Here is a 20,202-nt window from a genome sequence, read left to right on the forward strand (position 1 = left end):
TGCCCGAAACATGCAAATAACGTTGTATTAAACCTCTGTTAACCACCTGCTTTTCGTCTGGTTATTTCTTCATCCTTCAGGCCGTTTCAGGCGGCTTACTGCTTGCTATGCGCACAGCGCTTCGCATATTATGCTGCGGTCATAATAATAATTCTCGTTTACGTTATCATTCACTCATTTGAATCAGAGATAAACTAATGGCGCGTCCTAACACTGCTCAGCCAGTCAACACTACGCTGCGTAAAATCGCAGTTGTAGTAGCCACAGCGGTTAGCGGCATGTCTGTTTACGCACAGGCTGCAACAACCCAAAAAGAAGAAACCATCACCGTTACCACCAGCGCCGCTCCGCAGGAAAGCGCATGGGGACCTGCGGCTACTATTGCCGCGAAACACACGGCGACGGCGACGAAAACCGATACTCCGATTGAGAAGACGCCGCAGTCTGTTTCGGTTGTGACCAGCGAAGAGATGCAGATCCGTCAGCCCACTTCTGTGAAAGAAGCTCTGGGTTATACGCCGGGCGTGGTGGTTAGCAACCGTGGTGCATCGAACACTTATGACTTCGTCAGCATTCGTGGTTTTTCGACGCCAGGACCTACGCAGAACAACTACCTTGATGGTATTAAACTGCAGGGGGATTATTACAGCGGCGCGACCATCGATCCGTACATGCTGGAGCGTGTTGAATTGATGCGTGGGCCGACTTCCGTTCTGTACGGTAAGAGCAATCCTGGCGGTATCATTTCGATGGTCAGCAAGCGCCCGACCACCGAGCCGCTGCATGAAATTCAGTTCAAAATGGGAACCGATAATCTCTACCAGACCGGTTTCGATTTTAGCGATACGTTGGATGATGACGGCAAGTATGCTTACCGATTGACAGGTCTTGCGCGTTCTAACGATGAACAACAGGATTTTGCGAAGCAGAAACGCTACGCCATTGCGCCGTCATTCAGTTGGCGCCCGGATGATAAAACCAACCTGACGTTGCTGGCGAATATCCAGAACGAACCTAATACGGGCTATTACGGTTGGTTGCCGAAAGAAGGCACGGTTGAGCCATTGTCGTCCGGCAAACGTATTTCCCCGAGCTTTACTGACAGTGCGCCGAACAATGAATATTCACGCTATCAGCGTATGGTGGGTTACAGTTTTGAACACGCGTTTGATGATGTCTTCACCGTTCGCCAGAACTTGCGCTACAGCCAGATTAAAACCTCGCAGAAAACCGTTTATGGTTTTGGTGCCACAAACGATCAGCTTACACGTTCAATCATTGTGGCTGACGAAAACTACAGCGATTTTGGCGTCGACACCCAATTAGAAAGTAAATTCTCGACGGGTGATGTTTCCCACATCGTTCTAACGGGAATTGATTACTCTCGTTTCCGCAATGACATCAAAAACGCCTACGGAAGTGCGCCTACGCTGGATATGAATAATCCGGTTTATACCGATGTTGATTTCCCGAGCGCGACGCCTTTCCAGTTGAATACCCAGCACCAAACCGGACTGTATGTTCAGGACCAACTGGAATGGAATAAATGGGTGGCAACGGTGGGCGGTCGTTATGACTGGTCCGAACAGGCAACGCTTATCCGCAGCAGCGGCCAGAAAGTCGAGCGCGATGATAAACAATTTACCTGGCGTGCCGGGGTTAACTACCTCTTCGATAATGGTATTACCCCTTATGTCAGCTATAGCGAATCTTTTGAACCTAACCCGTCAAAAGCCTGGGCTGCAACCCCGGCTGATAACGTGGCTTATGCGCCGTCTAAAGGTAAACAATACGAAGCTGGCGTGAAATACGTACCGAAAGATCTGCCAGTTGTTGTTACGGGCGCGCTTTACCAGCTAACCAAAACAAACAACCTGACCACGGATCCGACTAACCCGTTCGCACAAGTTCCTGCAGGTGAAGTTCGCTCTCGTGGCGTTGAGCTGGAGGCAAAAGCCGCGGTTAACGCGAGCATCAACGTAACGGCGTCCTACACCTACACGAATGCTGAGTACACACAGGACACCACACTTAAAGGCAAAACACCGGTACAAATTCCAAAGCATATGGCTTCCCTGTGGGGGGATTACACCTTCCACTCTGGTGTCCTCTCGGGGCTGACTGTGGGAACGGGGGGCCGCTTAATCGGTTCCAGCTATGGCGATCCGGATAACACCTTCAAAGTTGGTAGTACGGCGGTGATGGATGCCGTTGTGAAATACGATCTGGCGCGCTTTGGTCTTGCTGGTTCCAGCCTTGCAGTGAACGTCAACAACCTGCTCGATCGTGAATACGTCGCAAGCTGCTTTAACACCTACGGCTGCTTCTGGGGCGCAGAACGCCAGGTGGTGGCGACAGCAACCTTCCGCTTCTAATCTCTCTTCGGGCACGGTTCGCCGTGCCCATTTATAAGTTGGCAATCATGCAGGAAAACAACGCGCTTCCCGATACCACCTTTCAACTTAGCGATGTCACCTTTCGTGTGCCTGGTCGCACGCTGCTGCACCCGCTGTCGCTGACCTTTCCGGTAGGAAAAGTTACAGGCTTGATTGGTCATAACGGCTCCGGTAAATCCACACTGCTGAAAATGCTTGGCCGCCACCAGCCGCCATCGGACGGTGATATTTTGCTGGATGGACAGCCGCTCGCTAGCTGGGGCAGCAAAGCCTTTGCCCGCAAAGTGGCCTACTTGCCGCAGCAGTTGCCGCAGGCGGAAGGGATGACGGTTCGTGAACTGGTGGCGATTGGCCGCTACCCGTGGCACGGGGCGTTGGGGCGCTTTGGCATTGCGGACAGAGAAAAAGTGGAAGAAGCGATTGCGCTGGTGGGCTTAAAACCGCTGGCGCACCGCCTGGTCGATAGCCTTTCCGGCGGCGAACGCCAGCGCGCGTGGATCGCCATGCTGGTAGCACAGGACAGCCGCTGTCTGCTGCTGGATGAACCTACTTCGGCGCTGGACATCGCCCATCAGGTGGATGTGCTGGCGCTGGTCCATCGGCTCAGTCAGCAGCGCGGGCTGACGGTGATTGCCGTACTGCACGATATCAATATGGCGGCGCGGTATTGCGATTATCTGGTGGCGCTGCGAGGTGGTGAGATGATCGCCGAAGGTACGCCGGAAGTATTAATGCGCGCCGAAACGCTGGAACACATTTACGGTATCCCGATGGGGATCCTGCCGCATCCTGCGGGTGCAGCACCGGTGAGTTTTGTTTACTGATGACTGGATTACATCATATTAGCCGGCGTCGCTTACTGACGGCGATGGCGCTCTCTCCCCTGTTGTGGAACATGCGCAGCGCGCAAGCCGCGGCGATCGATCCGACGCGTATTGTCGCGCTGGAGTGGTTGCCGGTTGAATTGCTGCTGGCGCTTGGCGTCGCGCCTTATGGCGTTGCAGATGTGCAGAGTTACAACTTGTGGGTCAACGAGCCTGCGCTGCCTGCTTCGGTGATTGACGTTGGGCTGCGTACCGAGCCGAATCTCGAATTGCTGACGCAAATGAAACCTTCCTGGCTGGTATGGTCGGCAGGTTATGGCCCTTCAGAAGCGAAGTTGGCGAAAATCGCGCCGGGGCGCGGCTTCACGTTTAGCGATGGCAAAAAGCCGCTGGCGATGGCAAAGCACTCGTTAAACGAGATGGCGCAGATCCTGAATCTGGAAGCCGCCGCGAAAAAACATCTCGACGAATTTGATGCCCTGATCGAAGCGCGAAAACCGCATTTTGCGCGTCGCGGCGACCGCCCTTTGTTGATGATCACCTTGCTCGACCCGCGCCATGTGCTGGCGTTCGGACCGAACTGCCTGTTCCAGGAAGTGCTCGATTGCATGGGCATTCGTAACGCCTGGCACGGCGAAACCTCTTTCTGGGGCAGCGTGGCGGTGGGTATCGACCGGCTGGCGGAATACAAAGACGTTGATGTTATCTGTTTCGATCACGGTAACGAGCAGGATATGCAAAAACTGATGGCAACGCCGCTATGGCAGGCGATGCCCTTCGTGCGCGCCGGGCGTTTCCAGCGGGTGCCGGCGGTCTGGTTTTATGGCGCGACGCTGTCGGCGATGCATTTTACTCGCGTGCTGGATAATGCGCTGGGAGGCCGGGCATGAACCGACGTGTTTCGCCTTTCCCTGCATTGCTGCTGACGGTGCTGTTTATCATTGCCGCCGTACTTACGTGGAACAATTTAACTATCGCTTTGCCGCGCGCGCAGTGGGCGCAGGCCTTCGTCGCGCCGGACATCAACTTTATCGATCAGATGCTGTTTCACTACAGCCTGTTGCCGCGGCTGGTGATCTCTTTGCTGGTCGGCGCCGGGCTTGGTCTGGTCGGTGTGCTGTTTCAGCAGGTGCTGCGTAACCCGCTTGCCGAACCGACAACGCTGGGTGTGGCAACCGGGGCGCAACTGGGCATCACCATTACCACGCTATGGGCGATCCCCGGCGTGCTGGCTTCACAGTTTGCCGCGCTGGTCGGGGCATGTGCGGTCGGTGCGCTGGTGTTTGGCGTGGCCTGGGGAAAGCGTTTGTCGCCGGTGACGCTGATCCTCGCCGGTCTGGTGGTTAGCCTCTATTGCGGGGCGATTAACCAACTGCTGGCGCTGTTCCATCACGATCAACTGCAAAGCATGTTTTTATGGAGTACCGGGACGCTAACGCAAACCGACTGGAGCATCGTGCAACGCTTGTGGCCGCAGTTGCTTGGCTGTGCGGTGTTAACGCTGCTGTTGTTGCGCCCGCTAACGCTGATGGGGCTGGATGATGGCGTTGCGCGAAATCTTGGCCTGGCGCTGTCGCTGGCGCGCCTGGCGGCGCTGATGCTGGCGATTGCGCTGAGCGCGTTGCTGGTCAATGCGGTCGGCATTATTGGTTTTATCGGCCTGTTTGCACCACTACTGGCGAAAATGCTCGGCGCGCGTCGGTTGTTGTCGCGCTTGCTGTTGGCTCCGCTAATTGGCGCGCTGATCCTCTGGCTTTCCGATCAAATTATCTGGTGGCTGACACGCGTGTGGATGGAAGTTTCCACCGGTTCGATTACGGCGCTGATTGGTGCGCCGCTGCTGCTGTGGCTGTTGCCACGGCTGCGCAGTATGAGCGCTCCGGCAATGGATGCCGGGGATAACGTGGCCGCTGAGCGCCAGCAGGTGCAGTGGTTTGCGTTGGGCGGTTTAGTGCTTCTGTTGCTGGCGATGGGGTTAGCGCTGACGTTCGGGCGTGACGCCACAGGCTGGCAGTTTGCCAGCGGTCAATTACTTGACGAACTGATGCCATGGCGCTGGCCGCGCATCATCGCCGCGCTTACCGCCGGCGTGATGCTGGCGGTGGCGGGCTGTATTATTCAGCGCCTGACCGGCAACCCGATGGCCAGCCCGGAAGTGCTGGGGATAAGCTCAGGCGCGGCGTTTGGCGTGGTATTGATGTTGTTTTTCGTACCGGGTAACGCGTTTGGCTGGCTGATGCCCGCCGGGAGTGTGGGGGCCGCGGTGACGTTGCTGATTATTATGGTTGCCGCCGGGCGCGGTGGCTTTTCGCCGCACCGCATGCTGCTGGCAGGGATGGCGCTGAGCACGGCGTTTACCATGCTGCTGATGATGCTGCAGGCAAGCGGCGATCCGCGTATGGCGACGATCCTGACGTGGATTTCCGGTAGCACTTACCACGCGTCCGGCGAGCAGGTTTTACATACTGGCGTGATGATGGTGATTTTGCTGGCGCTGACACCGCTGTGTCGCCGCTGGTTAATGATCTTACCGCTCGGTGGTGATACCGCGCGTTCAGTCGGGATGGCGCTGACACCGTCACGCGTCGGCCTGTTATTACTGGCGGCAGCGCTCGCGGCAACGGCGACCATGACCATTGGCCCACTGAGTTTTGTTGGTCTGATGGCACCGCATATCGCGCGGATGATGGGTTTTCGTCGCACGATGCCGCATATGGTGATTTCAGCGCTGGTGGGGGGATTATTGCTGGTGTTTGCCGACTGGTGCGGGCGGATGCTGCTGTTTCCGTTTCAGATCCCCGCCGGGTTGCTGTCGACCTTTATCGGCGCGCCATACTTTATCTATTTGCTGAGAAAGCAGAGCCGCTAAAAGCGTGCCTCTCCCGCCGGGGAGAGGCTGTGCGGATTACAATTTAGCGAATGCGCGACGCGCAGCGTCGATGGTGTTGTCAATATCCTCTTCGCTATGCGCGACAGACATAAAGCCCGCTTCAAACGCGGACGGCGCAAGGTACACGCCTTCTTCCAGCATCAGATGGAAGAAGCGTTTAAAACGCTCTACGTCGCACTTCACCACATCCTGATAGCTGGTCACGCTTTCGGCATCGGTAAAGAACAAACCAAACATCCCACCGACATGGTTAACCACCAGCGGAATGCCGGCTTCCTGCGCGGCGTCCAGCAGGCCGCTGGCCAGTTGCGTAGTCAGCTCGGTCAGCGTGGCGTGAATGCCCGGCTGGGCGACTTCGGTTAAACAGGCATAGCCTGCTGCCATAGCAATCGGGTTGCCGGAGAGCGTACCCGCCTGGTAGACCGGGCCGGTAGGTGCCAGCGCGTCCATCACCTCGCGACGCCCGCCAAATGCGCCGACCGGCATGCCGCCACCGATAATTTTGCCAAGGCAAGTCAGATCCGGTGTCACACCGTAATAATCCTGCGCACCCGCCAGCGCGACGCGGAAACCAGTCATCACTTCATCGATAATCAGCAGCGCGCCAAACTCATCGCACAGCGCGCGCAGGCCCGGCAGGAATTCCGGCAGCGGCGGCACGCAGTTCATGTTCCCGGCGACCGGTTCGACAATGATACAGGCGATATCCTGCGGATATTGCTCAAACGCTGCGCGTACTGAACTCAGATCGTTATAGGTGCAGGTCAGGGTGTGTTTGGCGAAATCAGCCGGTACGCCCGGCGAGTTCGGCTGACCGAGCGTCAGCGCACCGGAACCGGCTTTCACCAGCAGGCAGTCGGCGTGGCCGTGGTAGCAGCCTTCGAATTTGATGATTTTGTCGCGGCCGGTAAACCCGCGCGCCAGACGAATGGCGCTCATCGTCGCTTCGGTACCGGAGTTCACCATGCGCACCATATCCATGGTCGGCACCAGTTCGGTGACCAACTGCGCCATTTTGACTTCCATTTCGGTAGGCGCGCCAAAGCTCAGGCCGCGGCTGGCCGCTTCGATCACCGCATTGCGAATCGCCTGGTGGTTGTGACCGAGTACCATGGGTCCCCAGGATCCGACGTAATCGATATAGGCTTTGCCGTCGACATCATACAAATAAGCACCGTCAGCACGCTCGATAAACAGCGGCGTACCGCCCACGCCGGTAAAGGCGCGTACCGGTGAGTTCACACCGCCCGGGATAAGCTCACGCGCTGCGTTATAGAGGTTTTCAGACTTACTCATGCTTTTCATTCCTGGTTCGTGGAAAAATCAATGCTGGTCATTCTATGTGATTACGGGAATGTTATGAAAGTTTTGCCCCGGTGAAACGACATATTTTGCAGGGATTTTGCCCGCGACGCGACGGCGCTTGCCGGGTAAAATGCCCCTTTTGTATTACTTATCGAAGATCAATGTCAGCACAAATCCCTTCATTTGAACAACAGCAGGTTGAGCAACGGCGACGCCGCAATATCATGCGTCAGATGCTGCAACGCGATAAAACGCCGCTGGCGATTTTGCTGGTTGCCGCCGTCGCGGGCGCGGCCACCGGATTGGTGGGCGTCTTATTCGAAAAAGCCGTGAATGCGGTGTTGAACGCGCGCATTGGCGCGCTGGCGCAGATGGCGGACAGCGCGCTGGTATGGCCGCTGGCATTTATTGGCTCGGCAGTGCTGGCGATGATTGGCTATTTCCTGGTGCGGCGATTCGCGCCCGAAGCGGGTGGTTCCGGGATCCCGGAAATTGAAGGTGCGCTGGAGGATCTGCGTCCGGTGCGCTGGTGGCGAGTCTTACCGGTTAAATTTTTCGGCGGGATGGGAACGCTTGGTGCGGGCATGGTGCTCGGTCGGGAAGGGCCAACCGTGCAAATCGGCGGCAATATCGGGCGCATGATGGGCGATCTGTTTCGCCTGCGCAGTGGTGAAGCGCGTCATACATTGCTGGCGACCGGCGCGGCAGCCGGGCTTTCCGCCGCGTTTAACGCGCCGCTGGCGGGCATTCTTTTCATCATTGAAGAGATGCGTTCGCAGTTTCATTATAATCTGATCTCGATTAAAGCCGTGTTCACCGGCGTGATTATGTCGAGCATTGTCTTTCGCGTGTTTAACGGCGAGGCGGCGGTAATCGACGTCGGTAAGCTCAGCAATGCGCCGGTGAATACGCTGTGGCTCTATCTGCTGTTGGGGATGATTTTTGGCGGCATCGGACCGCTATTTAACACGCTGGTGTTGCGCACCCAGGATCTGTTTCAGCGTATCCACGGCGGGCATACCGGGAAATGGGTGTTGATTGGCGGTGTCATCGGCGGTTGTTGCGGCGTGCTTGGGTTGATTGCGCCCGCGCTTTCCGGCGGTGGTTTTGCGCTTATCCCTATTGCGACCGCCGGTAATTACACCGTTGGCGCACTGCTGTTTATTTTCCTCATTCGTGTGGCAACCACGTTACTCTGTTTTAGCTCCGGCGCACCGGGCGGCATATTTGCGCCGATGCTGGCACTTGGCACGGTATTAGGCATGGCGTTTGGCAGCGCGAGCGCCGCGATTTTTCCGCATTATCAACTCGATGCAGGGACATTCGCCATTGCCGGTATGGGGGCATTGCTGGCCGCGTCGCTGCGTGCGCCGCTGACCGGCATCGTGCTAGTTCTGGAAATGACTGACAATTATCAGCTTATTTTGCCAATGATCATTACCTGTCTTGGTGCGACACTGTTAGCACAGTTTTTGGGCGGGAAACCGCTCTATTCCGCGATCCTGGCACGCACGCTTGCCAGGCAGGATGCGGCTCGTGAAAGCGAGTTGCCGCGGGAGAATACTTGAACGATTTAGTAGCGTATTGGATAATAGCTGAAAAGGTCGGGTTACTATTTAACCAGATCGCAGTATCAACGGGAGCAAGACATGAGTGATGACGTAGCGTTGCCGCTGCAGTTTACCGACGCAGCAGCCAACAAAGTAAAAAACCTGATTGCGGACGAAGATAACCCAAATCTGAAGCTGCGTGTCTACATCACCGGTGGTGGTTGCAGCGGCTTCCAGTATGGTTTTACCTTTGACGATCAAATCAACGATGGTGATATGACCATTGAGAAGCAAGGCGTTGGCCTGGTGGTTGACCCGATGAGTCTGCAATATCTGGTTGGTGGTTCAGTTGATTACACCGAAGGTCTGGAAGGTTCCCGCTTTGTGGTGACTAACCCGAATGCGACCAGCACCTGCGGTTGCGGTTCTTCTTTCAGTATTTAATGAATCCCTTCATGCATAAAAAGCCGTGTCACTGACACGGCTTTTTTGTTATCTGCCTGATTCATCCAGCGCAAAAGTGGGTAGCTTCAGGTGCCAGCGAATCGCCGCCAGCCTGATAACCAGCGTGACCGCCATGCCCAGCATACTTGCTGTTTCAAGCGGTACGGCAAAGAAGTGATACGCCGTTGCATGTACAATGCCACCCGCAATACAGGCGGTGGCGTAGATTTCGGTACGCAGGATCATCGGCACTTCGCGCGCCAGCACATCTCGAATGATACCGCCGCCGACACCGGTGACCACGCCCATACAAATTGCCACCAGCGGGCCGGTTTCGGCGAGAAAGGCTTTATTCACGCCAATGCCGACAAACACCGCCAGCCCGACGGCATCCAGCACCGGTAATATCCATTTCGGCAAGCGGCGCGGCTGGCGTACCAGCACAATGGTCAACATGCAGGTCACCATTGCCACCACTAAATCCGTCGGATCTTTAACCCAGAACACCGGGCCGTGCGCCAGCGCCATATCGCGGATCGTCCCGCCACCAACGGCAGTCACGACGCCGAGTACCAGCACACCGAACGGATCCATTCGCAGCTTTCCCGCCAGCAGAACGCCTGAAATAGCAAATACGGCGGTGCCGATAATATCCAGCCAGTAAACCAGCATGGTGAATTCCCCGGTTATTTCACCTGCGCAAGGGCAGTGCAGAGTTGTTGAGCGGCGAGGATAATACGCGGGCTTGCCCGTTCAAACCAGTCACCGTGCAGAGAAATAATCGGTACATTGAGCTGGTTTCGCCAGAACTGTTCGATTCGCGGGATCTCTTTTTCATCACCCGTTACCACGATCGCCTGCGGCTGGCGTGCCAGCACCTGTTCACGGCTCACTTGTGGCCACGGTACGCGGCTGGCGGCAAAAATATTTTCCCCGCCGCACAGCTCCAGCACCTGGTTCTGGATCGAGCCTTTTCCGCTGGTAAATAGCGGCTGCGCGCCAAATTGCAGGAACACACGCTTTTTCGGCAGGCTGGCGTAATGGGTTTTCAATTCGTTGTACTGAGAAAGCAGCTTTTGCGCCGCCTGTTCCGCCTGCTGCGGATGCGGGCTATATGCTTTGAGCTTACGCAATGTGTCGATGACCTGCTCAATGGTGATCGCATCCACCCACATTACGGTGATACCGAACTGCTTGAGCTGATTCACCTGACGTTCGGTATTGCCGCCGCGCCATGCCAGCACCAGATCCGGTTTCAGCGCGACAATACGTTCCAGATTCATCCCTTGCCAGCTTGCCACCTGCTCAATCTGCGCGGCTTGTGGCGGGTAATCGGAATAGCTACTGACGCCGACAGGCGTAATGCCCGCAGCGAAAAGCAGTTCGGTATTGGCGGGCGACAGTGAGATAACACGCGGCGCGGCGAAAAGCCACGCCGGAAGCAGAATAAGCAGGGCGGCAAGCGCCCTGAAAAGAGAGTTAGCCACGCGCCAGTTTCTGTACCAGGGTTTCAACCATCAGGCTGGATTGTTTCGCAGCCACGACCAGGAACTCGTCAAAGCTCAGGTGGGATTCCTGGTCCGCCACGTCGGAAATGGCGCGGACCACTACAAACGGTACGCCGTAGTTATGGCAAACGTGCGCGATGGCGGTCGCTTCCATCTCAACGGCGATCGCTTGCGGGAAGTTGTGGCGGATTTTCGCCAGACCATCGGCACCATTAATAAAGGCATCGCCGCTGACGATCAGGCCGCGTACGGCGTGCAAATTCAGCTCGCCAATGCAGGCTTCGGCTGCGGCAATCAATTTGTCGTCTGCTTTGAAACCCGCAGGGCAACCGGGTAATTGACCAATATCATAGCCAAAAGCGGTCACATCAGCATCGTGATAACGCGCTTCGTCGGAAACCACGATATCGCCCACTTTCAGCGTGGCTGCAAGGCCACCGGCGGAACCGGTGTTGATAATCATATCCGGCTGGCAGCGCTCCAGCAGCAGCGTCGCGCCCATGGCGGCAGCCACTTTACCAATGCCGGATTTCAGTAGCGCAACCTCTGTACCATTCAGCGTACCGGTGTAGATTTCGCTCCCGCCGACGTTCAGCGTCTGACGGTTCTCGATTTTGTCACGCAGCAGCGTAACTTCTTCTTCCATTGCACCAATAATGCCAATTTTCATGGAGATACTCGCTAATGTGATAAGACAGGATTACGTTTTCAGGGCATAGTCTATCATGGCATACACAATTGCATGATATCCCGTGACGCTAAGCACAGGAGAGGAAATGGCAGAGATCGACTTTCGCAACAAGATAAACTGGCGCCGCCGCTACCGTTCGCCGCAGGGTGTAAAAACCGAACGTGAAATACTGCGCATCTTTGAAAGCGATCGTGGTCGCATTATTAACTCTGCCGCCATCCGACGTTTGCAGCAAAAAACGCAGGTTTTCCCCCTGGAGCGTAACGCGGCGGTGCGCACGCGTTTGACGCATTCGCTGGAAGTTCAGCAAGTGGGGCGTTATATCGCCAAAGAGATTTTGAGCCGCCTGAAAGAGCAGCGCCTGCTGGAAACTTACGGTCTGGATGAATTGACCGGGCCGTTCGAAAGCATCGTTGAGATGGCGTGTCTGATGCATGACATTGGCAACCCGCCGTTTGGCCATTTCGGCGAAGCGGCTATCAATGACTGGTTCCGCCAGCGCCTGGCGCCGGATGATGCGGTGGGCCAACCGCTGTCGGACGATCGCTGCGAAGTGGTAGCGCTGAAATTGCGTGAAGGCGAAGACACACTGAACGCATTACGCCGGAAAGTGCGCCATGATTTAAGCCATTTCGAAGGTAATGCGCAGGGTATCCGCCTGGTTCATACATTAATGCGTATGAACCTGACCTGGGCGCAGGTCGGCTGTATTTTAAAATATACGCGTCCGGCATGGTGGATTGGTGAACCGCCGGCATCACACAGCTATTTAATGAAAAAACCAGGTTACTATTTCTCTGAAGAAGCCTATGTCGAACGGCTGCGTAAAGAATTAAATCTCGATACTTACAGCCGGTTTCCGCTGACGTGGATAATGGAAGCGGCGGATGATATTTCCTATTGCGTGGCGGATTTAGAAGATGCGGTAGAAAAACGGATATTTAGCGCGGAGCAACTTTATCAGCATCTTTATGACGCCTGGGGGCAGCATGAAAAAGGATCGTTGTTTGCTCAGGTTGTCGAAAACGCGTGGGAGAAATCACGCGCTAATTCGATGAGCCGTAGCGCGGAAGATCAATTTTTCATGTATCTGCGCGTTAATACGCTGAATAAACTGGTGCCGTACGCGGCACAGCGTTTTATTGATAACTTGCCGCAGATTTTCAGCGGCGAATTCAATCATGCGTTACTGGAAGATGAAAGTAGCTTTAGTCAGCTACTTGAATTATATAAAAATGTCGCCATAAAACAGGTGTTCAGCCATCCGGACGTTGAGCAACTGGAATTACAGGGCTATCGCGTCATCAGCGGGTTGCTGGATATTTATCGTCCGCTGTTACAATTATCGACGGTGGATTTTTCCGAGCTGGTGGAAAAAGAGCGTTTGCGTCGTTTCCCGATTGAATCGCGCCTGTTTCAAAAACTTTCGACGCGCCACCGGCTGGCCTACGTTGAGGCGGTGAGCAAATTATCGCCCGACGCGGCAGAGTATCCGGTGCTGGAGTATTATCACCGTTGTCGATTAATTCAGGATTATATTAGCGGGATGACGGATCTATATTCATGGGATGAATATCGTCGTTTGATGGCGGTGGAATAACGCCGTTGAATTGTAAAGAACGACAATAAATTTTTACTTTTTCCAGACACTTAATGCCTGAACTTCACGCTATAAATCGACTCTGAGTGACACATACACAGCAGTTTGCGTTAATCGGTAAAGAGTGAGAGACATGAAAAAAACCACGTTAGCAATGAGTGCACTGGCTTTGAGTTTAAGTTTAGCGCTGTCTCCTCTGTCGGCTATGGCAGCGGAAACAGCATCGTCTACAGCTGCGACATCGCAACAAATGCCTAGCCTCGCGCCGATGCTGGAAAAAGTGATGCCGTCGGTCGTGAGTATCAATGTTGAGGGTAGCACCACGGTAAACACACCGCGTATGCCGCGCAACTTCCAGCAGTTCTTTGGTGATAATTCACCGTTCTGCCAGGATGGTTCTCCGTTCCAGAGCTCGCCGTTCTGTCAGGGCGGTGGCGCACCGGGCGGGCAGGGTGATAGCCAGCAGCAGAAATTTATGGCGCTGGGTTCCGGCGTGATCATTGATGCGGCGAAAGGCTATGTGGTGACCAACAACCACGTGGTCGATAACGCCAACACCATCAAAGTGCAATTAAGTGACGGGCGTAAATTTGACGCCAAAGTGGTGGGTAAAGACCCGCGTTCCGACATTGCGCTGATTCAGATTCAGGACCCGAAAAATCTAACCGCGATTAAACTGGCGGATTCCGATGCGCTGCGCGTGGGGGATTACACCGTGGCGATTGGTAACCCGTTTGGCCTCGGTGAAACGGTGACTTCCGGGATTGTCTCTGCGCTGGGTCGCAGCGGCCTGAATGCGGAAAACTACGAAAACTTTATCCAGACGGATGCAGCGATCAATCGCGGTAACTCCGGCGGCGCGCTGGTGAACCTGAATGGCGAACTGATCGGTATTAATACCGCGATCCTCGCACCGGATGGCGGCAACATCGGTATCGGTTTTGCGATCCCAAGTAACATGGTGAAAAACCTCACCGGCCAGATGGTCGAGTTCGGTCAGGTTCGCCGTGGTGAGCTGGGCATTATGGGTACCGAACTGAACTCTGAGCTGGCGAAAGCGATGAAAGTCGATGCGCAGCGCGGGGCGTTTGTCAGCCAGGTGATGCCGAATTCTGCCGCCGCGAAAGCCGGCGTGAAAGCCGGGGATGTGATTACTTCTCTGAACGGTAAACCGATTAGTAGCTTCGCCGCATTGCGTGCGGAAGTCGGTTCAATGCCGATCGGCAGCAAAGTCGCGCTGGGCCTGCTGCGCGATGGCAAACCGGTGAACATTACGCTCGAGTTGCAACAAAGCAGCCAGAACCAGGTTGATTCCAGCACCATCTTCAGCGGTATTGAAGGAGCGGAGATGAGTAACAAAGGCAAAGATGGCGGCGTAGTGGTCAATACGGTGAAAGCCAATACTCCGGCGGCGCAGATTGGCCTGAAAAAAGGCGATGTGATTGTTGGCGCGAACCAGCAGCCGGTGAAAAACATCGCTGAACTGCGCAAAATCCTCGACAGTAAACCTTCGGTGCTGGCGTTGAACATTCAACGCGGTGACACCTCTATTTATCTGCTGATGCAGTAATCCGCTGTAAACCCTCTTCCCTGAGCAGGGGAAGAGGGGCTTTCCCCGTTTTGTGAAGCTTTCCACAACTCCATACTTCTGAATGTCGCTTTGTGCATTTGCACAGTGCGTACGGTAATATTCTTCCCTATGCTTGGGCTCTGCACACGGGAGGGTTACATGGCTGGCTGGCATCTTGATACCAAAATGGCACAGGATATCGTGGCGCGCACGATGCGCATCATTGATACGAACATTAACGTGATGGATGCACGGGGTCGCATCATTGGTAGCGGCGACCGCGAACGTATTGGTGAATTGCACGAAGGCGCGTTACTGGTGCTCTCGCAAGGCCGCGTGGTGGATATCGACGATGCGGTTGCTCGCCATCTGCACGGTGTGCGTCAGGGCATCAACCTGCCGTTACGTCTTGAAGGGGAAATCGTGGGCGTTATTGGCCTGACGGGTGAACCGGAAACGTTGCGCAAATACGGCGAATTAGTCTGCATGACCGCCGAGATGATGCTGGAGCAATCCCGTCTGATGCATTTGTTGGCGCAGGATAGCCGTCTGCGCGAAGAGCTGGTCATGAACCTGATCCAGGCAGAAGAGCACACACCCGCTCTGACCGAATGGGCGCAGCGTTTAGGCATTGATTTAAACCAGCCGCGCGTGGTGGCGGTGGTAGAAGTAGACAGTGGTCAGTTGGGCGTTGATAGCGCTATGGCAGAGTTACAACAATTGCAAAATGCCCTTACCACCCCTGAGCGCAACAACCTGATTGCCATTGTTTCGTTGACCGAGATGGTGGTGCTGAAACCCGCGCTGAACCAGTTTGGCCGCTGGGATGCGGAAGATCACCGCAAGCGGGTAGAACAGCTGATCACGCGTATGAAAGAGAACGGGCAGTTGCGTTTTCGCGTCTCGCTGGGCAATTACTTCACCGGCCCTGGCAGCATTGCCCGTTCTTACCGTACAGCGCGTACCACCATGATGGTGGGTAAACAACGTATGCCGGAGAGCCGTAGCTATTTTTACCAGGATTTGATGTTACCGGTATTGCTCGACAGCTTACGCGGCGGTTGGCAGGCCAACGAGCTGGCACGTCCGTTGTCACGGTTAAAAGCAATGGATAATAACGGCCTGCTGCGTCGCACGCTGGCGGCATGGTTTCGCCACAATGTACAGCCGCTGGCAACGTCTAAGGCGCTGTTCATTCATCGCAATACGCTGGAGTATCGTTTGAACCGAATCTCGGAACTGACCGGGCTGGATTTGGGGAACTTCGATGACAGGTTGCTGCTGTATGTGGCGCTGCAGTTAGACGAACAACATTAAAAATGATGTTGTGCCGGGTAGTGAGCCCGGCACAATGCGTTAGAACCCGCGATTTATTTCCCGCGAGTCAGCTTTTCAAGATCGGATTCGATTTCGTTGATCTTGTTGGTAACAACGCTTTCCAGGTGGCGCAGATCGTCCAGGATCTTACGTTTCAGATCCACTTCCGTGCGATCGCGCTGGCAGATTTGATCCAATTCATCAATTACATAGCGCAGGTTCGGGCTGATTTCCTGCACCTCTTTATACCCCTGGCCGACGCCGTCGGCGACAACGGTTTTACGCTGGCGCGGGTATTTGAATTTGACGCTCTTGGCAAAAAACTCGCCTTTATCCTTATGAAAATAGATTTTCAGAATATCGTTATTGGCTTCCTGGCGGAGGCTATAGCGATCGATTTCATCGGGATTGGTAATGCCTAAACTTTTCAGATTATCGTACATAGCGGTACCCTTAAGCTCAACATAACCTATGAATAATTAACGAAAAAATCTATTTTTACCACCTGTGAATGCAAAAAAGGCGGGATATATCACCCTCTTCCGAACAGGAAGAGGGACAGACTTAGTCGATAGTGCGCAGCAGTTCGTTAATACCGACTTTGCCGCGCGTTTTCGCATCCACTTTTTTCACGATTACTGCGCAATACAGGCTATATTTGCCATCTTTAGACGGCAGGTTGCCGGAAACAACCACTGAGCCCGCCGGTACGCGGCCATAATGCACTTCGCCGGTTTCACGATCGTAAATACGCGTGCTCTGACCGATGTACACACCCATCGAGATAACAGAACCTTCTTCAACGATAACACCTTCGACCACTTCAGAACGTGCGCCAATAAAGCAGTTATCTTCAATGATAGTCGGGTTTGCCTGCAGTGGTTCCAGAACACCGCCAATACCTACGCCACCAGAGAGGTGAACGTTTTTACCGATCTGCGCACAAGAGCCGACGGTCGCCCAGGTATCAACCATGGTGCCTTCGTCAACGTAGGCGCCGATATTGACATAAGACGGCATCAGCACGGTATTGCGGGCGATAAACGCGCCCTGACGCACCGCTGCTGGCGGCACTACGCGGAAACCTTCTTTCTGAAAACGCGCTTCATCGTAGTCGGCGAATTTCATCGGGACTTTATCGAAGTAGCGGCTTTCCGCACCGTCGATAACCTGGTTATCGTTAATGCGGAAAGAGAGCAGAACCGCTTTCTTCAGCCACTGGTGGGTGACCCACTGACCATCGATTTTTTCTGCGACGCGAAGTGCGCCGGAATCGAGCAGGGCAATAACCTGATTCACCGCTTCACGGGTAACGGTATCGGCATTTGCCGGGGTGATCTCTGCGCGACGCTCGAAAGCGGCTTCAATAACGTTCTGTAACTGCTGCATTGTTTACTCTTTCCATCTGTGTAAAAAAATAATCACCCTTTATCGTTTGGATTGAGGGCCTCTGTCAACCGTTGTTGTACCTCCTTTTGCAGCGCATTATTAAGGCCACGCCGGTCGGCAGTCGCGATTATAAATAAATCTTCTACTCGCTCACCAATGGTTGTAATTCTCGCTCCGTGCAGCGAAATTCCCAGATCCGCAAACACCTGCCCGACGCGGGCAAGCAGCCCTGGCTGGTCAAGGGCAATCAATTCAAGAAACGATTTTCTGTCGGTATGGGTTGGCAGGAAATTCACTTCGGTATCGACGGTAAAGTGGCGCAATTTGGCAGGCTGACGGCGCGGTTGCGGCGGCTGCCAGGTGTGTTGCGTAATGGCCTGCTCCAGCCCGAAACAAATCGCGTCGTGGCGATCGGCGGAGAGCGGGCTTCCGTCCGGTTCCAGCACAATAAAGGTGTCCATTGCCATGCCGTCGCGGGTGGTAAAAATCTGCGCGTCGTGAACGCTCAGGTTGCGACGATCAAGCTCGGCGCACACCGCTGCAAACAGATACGGGCGATCCGGGCTCCAGATAAAGATCTCGGTGCCGCCGCGCGTAGCCTGTGGGCTGAGCAAAATCATCGGCTTGCTCAGATCATGTTGCAGCAGGTGGCGCGCATGCCAGGCGAGCTGGTTTGGGCTATGGCGAACAAAATAGTTCGCCCGACAACGCGCCCAAATCTGATGCAATTGCTCTTCATCAATATTGTCCATACGCAGCAACGCCAGCGCCTGAAGCTGGTGATGGCGCACGCGTTCGCGCATATCCGGCGTGTTTTGCATGCCGCGACGCAGCTGTTTTTCAGTCGCGAAATAGAGCTCGCGCAGCAAGCTCTGCTTCCAGCTGTTCCACAGGGTTTCGTTGGTGGCACAGATATCCGCCACGGTCAGACAGACGAGGAAGCGCAGACGGTTTTCCGTTTGCACCTCTTCGGCAAACTGCTTGATGACTTCCGGATCCTGAATATCACGGCGCTGGGCGGTGACCGACATCAACAGATGATGGCGCACCAGCCAGGCAACCAGCTGGGTTTCGCGTGAGTTAAGCCCGTGTAATTCAGCGAACTTCAGCACATCCTGCGCACCCAGCACGGAGTGGTCGCCGCCGCGGCCTTTGGCGATATCGTGGAACAACGCTGCGATCAGAATCAACTCCGGGTGGGTTAAACGCGGCCACAGCTCCACGCATAGAGGGTGCTTATTGCGCGTCTCTTCTTTGGCAAAACTTTCCAGCTTCAGCAATACGCGAATGGTGTGCTCATCCACGGTATAGGCGTGGAACAGGTCAAACTGCATCTGACCGACGATGTGCGACCACTGTGGCATATAAGCCCACAACACGCTGTGGCGGTGCATCGGCAGCAGACCACGGCTGACGGCGCCTGGATGGCGCAACATGCTGAGGAAAATGGATCGCGCTTCGGCGATATAACACAGCGGCTGCGTCAGATGACGGCGGGCATGGCGCAAGTGGCGCAGCGTGGTGGAATAGATGCCGGTAATGGTGCTGTTGCGCACCATGATATAGAACATGCGCAGGATGGCCTGCGGCTCACGGATAAACAGCGTTTCGTCACGCAGATCGATAAGCGAACCGCGCAGTTGGAATTCATCGTCAATCGGGCGCGGTTTCTCGTCGGTGGTCAGCGCCAGAATCGCTTCATCAAAGAGCTGTAACAGCATCTGGTTCAGCTCCGCGACGCGGCGGGTAACGCGGAAGAAATCCTTCATCATATGTTCGACAGGCTGGTTGCCTTCACCGACATAATTCAGACGCTGCGCTACGCTCAGTTGGCGGTCGAACAGCAGGCGGTTGTCGTAGCGGCTCACTTCCAGATGCAGCGCGAAGCGGATACGCCAAAGCAGGTGCAGACACTCGTTCAGCTCATTGCGCTCGGCTTCGGTCAGAAAGCCAAAGCCCACCATTTCATCCAGCGACGTGGCACCAAAGTGACGGCGAGCCACCCATTGCAGCGTGTGAATATCGCGCAGACCGCCAGGGCTGCTTTTAATGTCGGGTTCCAGGTTATAACTGGTGCCGTGATAACGCTGGTGGCGCTCGTTTTGTTCCGCCACTTTTGCCGGGAAAAAGGTTTCCGATGGCCAGAAGCTGTCGCTAAAAATATGCTTTTGCAGTTCCAGAAACAGCGCGACGTCGCCAATCAGCAGACGTGATTCAATTAAGTTGGTCGCGACAGTGAGATCCGATAACCCTTCCTGTAAGCACTCATCCAGCGTACGAACGCTGTGTCCCACTTCGAGTTTGACATCCCACAGCAGCGTGAGCAGTTCGCCAATTTTCTGCGCTTGTTCGTCGGAAAGTTTGGTACGGCTGAGGATCAGTAAATCAATATCCGATAGCGGATGCAGTTCGCCGCGACCGTAACCGCCTACCGCAACCAGCGCGGTATCACTGACGTCGCCAAAACCGTACTCCAGCCATAAGCGTTGCAGAAGTTGATCAATAAATTCAGTGCGCGCTTCAATTAATTGCTCGGCTGAAATTCCGGCGTCAAAGACGTGCCCGAGCCACTGCTGGAAAGCCTCAATATGCGCTTTGATATTGGCGCACTGGAATTCGTCTTGTGACCAAACCCCGGGATATTCAGGCTGGCCGGGAAGGGTGGGTTGTACCGCGCTGACAAATTGTTCTGAAGTGATGTTGCTCATTATGGGCCAC

At 54.9% G+C, this 20,202-nt stretch carries 16 protein-coding genes; 9 read left to right on the plus strand and 7 right to left on the minus strand.

Annotated features, from left to right (window positions below):
* The first annotated feature begins 197 nt into the window (after window positions 1-197).
* The 4 genes from fhuA to fhuB are packed head-to-tail and all read left to right on the plus strand — an operon-like array spanning window position 198 to window position 6,089.
* The gene (fhuA, locus tag ACFX4U_RS15400; RefSeq protein WP_313510098.1) at window positions 198-2,375 is read left to right on the plus strand and encodes a ferrichrome porin FhuA; all 2,178 of its coding nucleotides are present in this window, start codon (window positions 198-200) and stop codon (window positions 2,373-2,375) included.
* A 47-nt stretch (window positions 2,376-2,422) separates the two neighbouring features.
* Entirely contained in the window at window positions 2,423-3,220 is a 798-nt protein-coding gene (gene fhuC / locus ACFX4U_RS15405) for a Fe3+-hydroxamate ABC transporter ATP-binding protein FhuC (RefSeq protein ID WP_313510099.1), read from the plus strand.
* Window positions 3,220-4,110 (plus strand): Fe(3+)-hydroxamate ABC transporter substrate-binding protein FhuD, encoded by an 891-nt coding sequence (fhuD, locus tag ACFX4U_RS15410; RefSeq protein ID WP_305737076.1) that lies wholly within the window; start codon window positions 3,220-3,222, stop codon window positions 4,108-4,110. Before fhuC ends, fhuD begins: the two co-directional genes overlap by 1 nt.
* Window positions 4,107-6,089 carry a Fe(3+)-hydroxamate ABC transporter permease FhuB gene (gene fhuB, locus ACFX4U_RS15415; protein WP_313510103.1) on the plus strand — a complete coding sequence of 661 codons (1,983 nt, stop codon included), beginning with the start codon at window positions 4,107-4,109 and terminating at the stop codon, window positions 6,087-6,089. Before fhuD ends, fhuB begins: the two co-directional genes overlap by 4 nt.
* A gap of 36 nt (window positions 6,090-6,125) precedes the next feature.
* On the opposite strand, the gene hemL is transcribed toward fhuB, so the two are convergent.
* Entirely contained in the window at window positions 6,126-7,406 is a 1,281-nt protein-coding gene (gene hemL / locus ACFX4U_RS15420) for a glutamate-1-semialdehyde 2,1-aminomutase (RefSeq protein ID WP_313510106.1), read from the minus strand.
* Between the two features lie 170 nt (window positions 7,407-7,576).
* Between hemL and clcA the strand changes: the two genes are divergently transcribed.
* Together clcA and erpA are read left to right on the plus strand one after the other, a co-directional pair.
* Window positions 7,577-8,983 (plus strand): H(+)/Cl(-) exchange transporter ClcA, encoded by a 1,407-nt coding sequence (clcA, locus tag ACFX4U_RS15425; protein ID WP_305737073.1) that lies wholly within the window; start codon window positions 7,577-7,579, stop codon window positions 8,981-8,983.
* Window positions 8,984-9,064: 81 nt separating this feature from the next.
* Window positions 9,065-9,409 (plus strand): iron-sulfur cluster insertion protein ErpA, encoded by a 345-nt coding sequence (gene erpA / locus ACFX4U_RS15430; protein ID WP_017457984.1) that lies wholly within the window; start codon window positions 9,065-9,067, stop codon window positions 9,407-9,409.
* A 48-nt stretch (window positions 9,410-9,457) separates the two neighbouring features.
* Here the strand turns inward: erpA and ACFX4U_RS15435 are convergent, their stop codons facing one another.
* From ACFX4U_RS15435 to mtnN, 3 genes are read right to left on the minus strand one after another with little or no spacing between them, the layout of a single operon-like run.
* Complete coding sequence (locus tag ACFX4U_RS15435) at window positions 9,458-10,081, minus strand: TRIC cation channel family protein (RefSeq protein WP_313510108.1); 624 nt, start codon at window positions 10,079-10,081, stop codon at window positions 9,458-9,460.
* A gap of 14 nt (window positions 10,082-10,095) precedes the next feature.
* Window positions 10,096-10,896 carry a vitamin B12 ABC transporter substrate-binding protein BtuF gene (gene btuF, locus ACFX4U_RS15440; protein WP_305737072.1) on the minus strand — a complete coding sequence of 267 codons (801 nt, stop codon included), beginning with the start codon at window positions 10,894-10,896 and terminating at the stop codon, window positions 10,096-10,098.
* A complete protein-coding gene (gene mtnN / locus ACFX4U_RS15445) occupies window positions 10,889-11,587 on the minus strand; it encodes a 5'-methylthioadenosine/S-adenosylhomocysteine nucleosidase (RefSeq protein WP_313510110.1) in 699 nt (232 codons plus the stop codon). The genes btuF and mtnN overlap by 8 nt, the downstream gene beginning before the upstream one ends.
* A gap of 106 nt (window positions 11,588-11,693) precedes the next feature.
* Between mtnN and dgt the strand changes: the two genes are divergently transcribed.
* The 3 genes from dgt (at window position 11,694) to cdaR (ending at window position 16,095) form a co-directional block, all read left to right on the plus strand.
* Window positions 11,694-13,208, plus strand: a complete 1,515-nt coding sequence (gene dgt / locus ACFX4U_RS15450; protein WP_313510112.1) for a dGTPase — start codon at window positions 11,694-11,696, stop codon at window positions 13,206-13,208.
* 133 nt (window positions 13,209-13,341) lie between these two features.
* A complete protein-coding gene (gene degP / locus ACFX4U_RS15455) occupies window positions 13,342-14,778 on the plus strand; it encodes a serine endoprotease DegP (protein WP_313510115.1) in 1,437 nt (478 codons plus the stop codon).
* Between the two features lie 159 nt (window positions 14,779-14,937).
* A complete protein-coding gene (cdaR, locus tag ACFX4U_RS15460; RefSeq protein WP_017457990.1) occupies window positions 14,938-16,095 on the plus strand; it encodes a DNA-binding transcriptional regulator CdaR in 1,158 nt (385 codons plus the stop codon).
* Between the two features lie 53 nt (window positions 16,096-16,148).
* Here the strand turns inward: cdaR and ACFX4U_RS15465 are convergent, their stop codons facing one another.
* The 3 genes from ACFX4U_RS15465 to glnD form a co-directional block, all read right to left on the minus strand.
* Window positions 16,149-16,538, minus strand: coding sequence for a DUF3461 family protein (locus ACFX4U_RS15465; protein WP_017457991.1), 390 nt, complete (start codon window positions 16,536-16,538; stop codon window positions 16,149-16,151).
* A gap of 121 nt (window positions 16,539-16,659) precedes the next feature.
* Window positions 16,660-17,484, minus strand: a complete 825-nt coding sequence (gene dapD, locus ACFX4U_RS15470) for a 2,3,4,5-tetrahydropyridine-2,6-dicarboxylate N-succinyltransferase (protein ID WP_017457992.1) — start codon at window positions 17,482-17,484, stop codon at window positions 16,660-16,662.
* A gap of 32 nt (window positions 17,485-17,516) precedes the next feature.
* Window positions 17,517-20,192 (minus strand): bifunctional uridylyltransferase/uridylyl-removing protein GlnD, encoded by a 2,676-nt coding sequence (glnD, locus tag ACFX4U_RS15475; protein ID WP_200552612.1) that lies wholly within the window; start codon window positions 20,190-20,192, stop codon window positions 17,517-17,519.
* Between the last annotated feature and the right edge of the window lie 10 nt (window positions 20,193-20,202).

The organism is Kosakonia sp. YIM B13588, from assembly GCF_042788165.1.
GTDB classification, from domain to species: Bacteria; Pseudomonadota; Gammaproteobacteria; order Enterobacterales; family Enterobacteriaceae; genus Kosakonia; species Kosakonia sacchari.

Coding starts and splice junctions, on each gene's coding strand:
- fhuA (WP_313510098.1), top strand. CDS start 198: ATGGCGCGTCCTAACACTGCTCAGCCAGTCAACACTACGCTGCGTAAA.
- fhuC (WP_313510099.1), top strand. CDS start 2,423: ATGCAGGAAAACAACGCGCTTCCCGATACCACCTTTCAACTTAGCGAT.
- fhuD (WP_305737076.1), top strand. CDS start 3,220: ATGACTGGATTACATCATATTAGCCGGCGTCGCTTACTGACGGCGATG.
- fhuB (WP_313510103.1), top strand. CDS start 4,107: ATGAACCGACGTGTTTCGCCTTTCCCTGCATTGCTGCTGACGGTGCTG.
- hemL (WP_313510106.1), bottom strand. CDS start 7,406: ATGAGTAAGTCTGAAAACCTCTATAACGCAGCGCGTGAGCTTATCCCG.
- clcA (WP_305737073.1), top strand. CDS start 7,577: ATGTCAGCACAAATCCCTTCATTTGAACAACAGCAGGTTGAGCAACGG.
- erpA (WP_017457984.1), top strand. CDS start 9,065: ATGAGTGATGACGTAGCGTTGCCGCTGCAGTTTACCGACGCAGCAGCC.
- ACFX4U_RS15435 (WP_313510108.1), bottom strand. CDS start 10,081: ATGCTGGTTTACTGGCTGGATATTATCGGCACCGCCGTATTTGCTATT.
- mtnN (WP_313510110.1), bottom strand. CDS start 11,587: ATGAAAATTGGCATTATTGGTGCAATGGAAGAAGAAGTTACGCTGCTG.
- dgt (WP_313510112.1), top strand. CDS start 11,694: ATGGCAGAGATCGACTTTCGCAACAAGATAAACTGGCGCCGCCGCTAC.
- degP (WP_313510115.1), top strand. CDS start 13,342: ATGAAAAAAACCACGTTAGCAATGAGTGCACTGGCTTTGAGTTTAAGT.
- cdaR (WP_017457990.1), top strand. CDS start 14,938: ATGGCTGGCTGGCATCTTGATACCAAAATGGCACAGGATATCGTGGCG.
- ACFX4U_RS15465 (WP_017457991.1), bottom strand. CDS start 16,538: ATGTACGATAATCTGAAAAGTTTAGGCATTACCAATCCCGATGAAATC.
- dapD (WP_017457992.1), bottom strand. CDS start 17,484: ATGCAGCAGTTACAGAACGTTATTGAAGCCGCTTTCGAGCGTCGCGCA.
- glnD (WP_200552612.1), bottom strand. CDS start 20,192: ATGAGCAACATCACTTCAGAACAATTTGTCAGCGCGGTACAACCCACC.